We start from the raw sequence: 4,114 nt of genomic DNA on the forward strand, positions 1-4,114 counted from the left end.
TACAGCCCGGAGCTCAATCGCATCGAGAAACTGTGGCACAAGATGAAATATGAGTGGCTGGCCTTCAAGGCGCGTGACATCCAAACCCTTGAAGAAGACGTCGATACGGTCCTTCAAGGATTCGGATCAAATTATAGATTTACTTTCTGTTGAGAGCTTAGCACCAGATCCGCGTCATTAAAAGTCAGCTTTGAGGTCGGCAAGTACTTTCTAATCTGGCCCGCTGTCTCGAACTCCCAGTTGTTTACGCGGCCGGTTGCGGCTCTCGTGTTGATGCAATCATGTTGCTGCAATTCATCGAGCGTTGTCGGAAGGCCGCGCTTTTGGGCATACGAACGTGAAGCACATACAATCATTCGCATCGGTATCAGCCGCTTTGCGATGATGCTGGAGTCTTCGAGGTAGCCATCACGAAATGCGACATCGATTTGATCGGTGACGAAATCCGCGGGCTTATCATCCAAGAGCAAATCAACCGAGATATCGGGGTAAGTTTCGGAAAATTTCAGCAGCAATGGTGCTACCACATTCCGGCCAAAGCTATTGGAAGAGGAAACGCGCAGGGTACCGCTTGGTGGGCCATGGCGGAGTTCGAGCATGTCATTCATCGCTTCGGCGATGTGGGTTACCCCAAGTTTGCAGTTCTCAAAGAATCGTTCACCCTCTCGGGTTAGGCTAGTGGTCCGCGTCGTCCTGAGGAACAGGCGTGTGTTCAACTGCTCTTCAAGTCGCTGGACATTGCGCGAAACGGCTGAGCGCCCGATTCCAAGTCGGTCGCCGGCCTTGGCGAAATTCCCTTCCGTTGCGACCGCCATGAACACGATGATCCCTGCATAGCTTGTCGCGAAACAATTTGACAAGTAATCGGCGTGAATCGGCATGCCGGGGCGGAAACCACCCTGTGACGTATTCATTTGATTCATTGTTGGCTCCAAATCTAATGTACGCAGTATCGAGGGGCGGGCGTATTTATATCGCGTTTGCGATACGATTGTTGCCGTAATTTAAGGATACGCGCACGTAGCCAGAAGGCAATTCTTCAAGGGGTTGGTCGTGCTTTCCATATGGACGACTGCAGCTAATACCAAAGTATGGTGCTTCTATGCCAGGAAGTGAGGTGGGTAGAGTCTAACGGCGATGGACGGGGTCATATTAGGGCATGCCTTGCGTTGCCACTTCTAAGGTCGGCACGGCAACGTTCGCAGCCGGACGTGAGGCGGCTGGGCTTAAAGCTGGTTTCGACATGGTTCTGGAGAGCAACAAGATCTCGAGTGCATGGATAAGCGGCATCTTGATTCAGATGGAGCGGTCATGTTGTTCACCATCCGAGTTTTTTGCCCGGACGGGGCGACTGAAACATGGGCAAGGGGAACGCCAAACTGATGACCGGTGGCCTAATACCGCGAAGTATCCAGCGGATCGGTGAGCAAAAGCGGGAGATTCGCGGCGCTCAGGGAGGTCGAGCACTTCGGCTTAGAAATGGCGTCACCCGTAGCACCGGGCTTGGATTGCTCCGTCGTATCGACGCCTCGCTAATGCGCTTCGACTTCGGTGAGCAGGTGACGAATCCACAGTGAAACTTTAGGGTGCCGGGGAGCCCCACCGACCTTGACGCAGCCCGGTAGAATCGCGTCACATTGTGTGTGAACAGTGGCAGCCTGGCCGACGGGGCGATTACACTGGCATGAGGTTTTTTCGCTGATTGAACTAGGGTGGTGCTCACGTCACTGGTATTCGTCCAGGTCGACCTTGGGATCAGACTAGTGAAATTCCCCCGTCAACTCGCAGGTTGACTCCGGTAATGAAATTGCCCTCGTCTCCTGCGAGGAACAGTGCAGCATTGGCAATTTCTTCCGAATGCCCAAGTCGGCCAAACGGAATAGCGCCCGCTATGACGGCTTCAAAAGCAGGGCGATCCTGTGCCGTAATGCCAAGCTTCCCGAGGATCGGGGTGTTTGTCGGACCTGGACTGATGACATTCACGCGGATGCGGCGTTCCTTGAACTCCAGAGCCCAGTTACGGGCGAACGCTTCGAGCGCCGCCTTACTTCCCGCATAGACGGTATGCCCGTCCAGCACCTTGCTGCTCGCGATAGAGCTTATCAGCAAAATTGAACCGTTGTTGCTAAGCAGGGGTGCGATCTTTTGCACGCCAAAAAAGGCTGCCTTGGTATTGGTCGTGAACTGCCTGTCATACTCTTCAACCGAGACTTGGTCAGATGGCGTAATGACGTTCATGCCAGCATTCGCTACGTAGATATCAGCCTTCCCGAAGCGCTCGGCAACGAGTGATGCAACACGTTCGTGTGTTGCGAGGTTGGAGAGGTCACCGGTGAGACCCGTGGCATTCTTACCTAGTCGTGCAACCGCTTCATCCACGGCGGTAGCTCGGCGTCCGACGATAACGACACTGGCACCCTCTTTGGCGAAGCGTGAGGCTATGGCAAATCCGATGCCGCTGTTTGCGCCGGTGACGACTGCAACCTTTCCTGCAAGCGTGTTCATGATGTGGTCATGGAAGTTGATTCGCCAGGGAATCTAAACGTAGTGCGCTTCTTCCACTAGTCTTACAATGGGCTCATCACTCGTGCCACTCTGTCATCAATGACAATTGAACGTTTGCATGGCCTGTCGGCCTTCGTCCGCGCTGTGGAGGCTGGTTCCTTCACCGGCGCCGCGAAGATGCTCGGCACTTCACCTTCGGCCGTATCCAAGAGTGTGGCTAGATTGGAGGCACGCCTTGGCGCTAAATTGGTGCATCGGTCAACGCGTTCGTTTGAGCTGACTGAAGAGGGGCGGGCATATCACGGGCGAATTGCGCAGCTTTTACGTGAACTGGAAGAGGCTACAGAAGTGCTAACAGCACCCTCAGTAGCAGCTGGGACGCTTCGAGTCAGCATGCCTAGCGATCTGGGGCGCACATTACTGCCAGCAATCACATCGAGGTTGATGCCATGCCATCCCAAGCTCAAGCTCGATGTCGGTCTCAGTGATCAATATGTCGACCTTGTACGGGATGGTTTCGACGTGGCGCTGCGGGTCGGGCATGTGGTGGAAGGGGGTCTATTTGCTAGGCCGCTGACTGAGTTGCCCCTGGTACTTGTGGCATCCCCGGATTACCTGGCGCGGTTTGGCATCCCGGTCACGGTGTCGGATCTTGCGCAGCACTGTCATGTGCGGTACATGCTTGCCAGACAGGTGACGCCGCTCATGTTTGCTGACGGCAATTATTTTCCGAGCGACGGATCCTTCGATTCTGACAGTGGGGAGGCGATGAGGATCGCCGCCGTACGTGGCTTAGGTGTCGCTCAGATGCTCAAGGCCGCTGTGCAGGCTGATCTCGACGCTGGGCGCTTAAGTTTGGTATTGCCAGACGTGCCGTTGCTGGCTGTACCAGTGCGGGCCGTGCATGCATTCGGCCGCCGTCTGCCAATGAGAGCCCGAGTTTTCCTTGACTTCATTGCTGCGGAACTGGCCGCTAGCGCTCTTTAGCGAACTATGTCCGAGCCGAGTAATTTCCTCGGGTGATAGACCACACCAATAGAAATTCGCGAATTATGCGCCATCGTATCGCGACGGATTACACATCCAATAAATGACCAAATATGAGCGGCCGTTCTGGCCGGAGAGTTAGCGACGTGCTACGTTGATTTCAACGCCATTGTCCAGGCGCGGTAATCAAAATTGCGAAATTTATGCTGGGTATAATAATTATACAGACGATCGAGTTCCGGGGGGGCGATGAAAATGCATTTTCATGACGAAAAATTTTGAATTTAATTAAAAAATATTTTCCGTTTAACTTAATCAGATTTTCTGGTGAGTGATTGATGGTGCGGAATTTGAGACCGGCATCGTCGCCTGAGTGATAGGCCGATTGCTTGATTTGGGCTTTCCACGTGCATTGGCATGTGCATTGCCAGTTCAACTTTTCCCGCTGCCGTTGCATGATGGTAAGCTCTCAACAGAAAGTAAATCTATAATTTGATCCGAATCCTTGAAGGACCGTATCGACGTCTTCTTCAAGGGTTTGGATGTCACGCGCCTTGAAGGCCAGCCACTCATATTTCATCTTGTGCCACAGTTTCTCGATGCGATTGAGCTCCGGGCTGTA

At 53.5% G+C, this 4,114-nt stretch carries 2 protein-coding genes and 1 pseudogene; 1 reads left to right on the forward strand and 2 read right to left on the reverse strand.

All coding sequences use genetic code 11. The features are described from left to right. Positions 1–158: 158 nt before the first annotated feature. Positions 159–923: pseudogene (locus CFB82_RS41020) on the reverse strand (LysR family transcriptional regulator); the annotation flags it as partial. Between the two features lie 832 nt (positions 924–1,755). After that, complete coding sequence (locus CFB82_RS41025) at positions 1,756–2,505, reverse strand: SDR family NAD(P)-dependent oxidoreductase (protein ID WP_089487902.1); 750 nt, start codon at positions 2,503–2,505, stop codon at positions 1,756–1,758. 99 nt (positions 2,506–2,604) lie between these two features. Here CFB82_RS41025 and CFB82_RS41030 point away from each other — a divergent pair, with 99 nt between their 5' ends. Next, positions 2,605–3,492: a LysR family transcriptional regulator gene (locus CFB82_RS41030; protein WP_089487903.1), complete on the forward strand. Its 888-nt coding sequence runs from the start codon at positions 2,605–2,607 to the stop codon at positions 3,490–3,492. The last annotated feature ends 622 nt before the right edge of the window (positions 3,493–4,114 follow it).

This window comes from Burkholderia sp. HI2714 (assembly GCF_002223085.1).
In the GTDB taxonomy this organism is placed as follows: domain Bacteria; phylum Pseudomonadota; class Gammaproteobacteria; order Burkholderiales; family Burkholderiaceae; genus Burkholderia; species Burkholderia lata_D.

What these genes read in the sequence shown, in the direction of transcription:
- CFB82_RS41025 (WP_089487902.1), bottom strand. Translation starts at nt 2,505, where the DNA reads ATGAACACGCTTGCAGGAAAGGTTGCAGTCGTCACCGGCGCAAACAGC.
- CFB82_RS41030 (WP_089487903.1), top strand. Translation starts at nt 2,605, where the DNA reads ATGACAATTGAACGTTTGCATGGCCTGTCGGCCTTCGTCCGCGCTGTG.